At 72.6% G+C, this 951-nt stretch carries 1 protein-coding gene and 1 tRNA gene; one reads left to right on the top strand and one right to left on the bottom strand.

Annotated elements, in window-relative coordinates:
* Positions 1 to 652: MFS transporter (locus M8J74_RS39540; RefSeq protein ID WP_249841064.1), on the bottom strand; the 652-nt coding region annotated here is incomplete at its 3' end.
* A gap of 212 nt (positions 653 to 864) precedes the next feature.
* Here M8J74_RS39540 and M8J74_RS39535 point away from each other — a divergent pair.
* Positions 865 to 936: transfer RNA gene (locus M8J74_RS39535), tRNA-Cys, on the top strand.
* Positions 937 to 951: the final 15 nt, after the last annotated feature.

The raw sequence follows: 951 nt of genomic DNA, 5'->3' as shown, positions 1-951 counted from the left end.
GGGCGCCGGGGACGGCCACCGGGCCGGCCGCGCGCCGCCGTATCTGCGGCAGGGCGAGCGCGAGGGGGAAGACGACGAGGACGGGGATGCCGATGAACACCCAGCGCCAGCCGAGGTGTTCGGTGACCGCGCCGGACGCCAGCGGCCCCACGATCGACGGCACGACCCAGCCGGCCGCGAAGCCCGCCATGATCGCGGGCCGCAACCGCTCGGGGTAGGCCCGGCCGACGACGACGTACAGGGCGACGATCACGAGCCCGCCGCCCAGCCCCTGCACGGCCCGTCCCAGGATGAACAGCCACATCGCGGACGCCGTCCCGGCCAGCAGCAGCCCCGCCGCGAAGCAGCCGATCCCCGTGGTCAACGCCCCGAGCGGGCCCCGCCGGTCCGACCACTGCCCGGCGAACACCATGCCGAACAGGCTGGTGGTGAAGTACCCCGAGAACGCGAACGCGTACAGCCCCACCCCGTGCAGCTCCCGCGCCGCCACCGGCATCGCCGTCCCCACGGCCGTGGCCTCGAAGGCGATCAGCACCACGACGGACACGATCCCGACGCTGAGCGCCCGGTACTCCCGCCCCAGCACGCCTTCCTCACTACGGCCCGGGATCTGTTCTGCGACGGCGGCGTCACGCGGTTCGAGGACGGTCATGCCCGCCAGAGTAAGGTGCGCAGCCGCCCGTCACCCCTGTCGGAGGTCCCTCCCGCCCTGGTCCCTTGGTCGTACGACCGCCCCCTGCGCCCCTTTCATGAACGGCGTATGGCAGTCCCGTTGCACCACCCCCGATTCCCTTGAGCCCCGCCACTCCCCGCCCCTACGGTCGACACACCGAGTTCGGGAGCCCTCCCCGGCCCACCCGACCCGGCCGTGTGCCCGAGTGGTTGAGGGACTCGCCTGCAAAGCGAGTTACGCGGGTTCGATTCCCGCCACGGCCTCTACATACCTGACCA

It is taken from the genome of Streptomyces panaciradicis, from assembly GCF_023516615.1.
Lineage (GTDB): Bacteria > Actinomycetota > Actinomycetes > Streptomycetales > Streptomycetaceae > Streptomyces > Streptomyces panaciradicis.
This window is presented reverse-complemented; position numbering and strand designations above follow the sequence as displayed.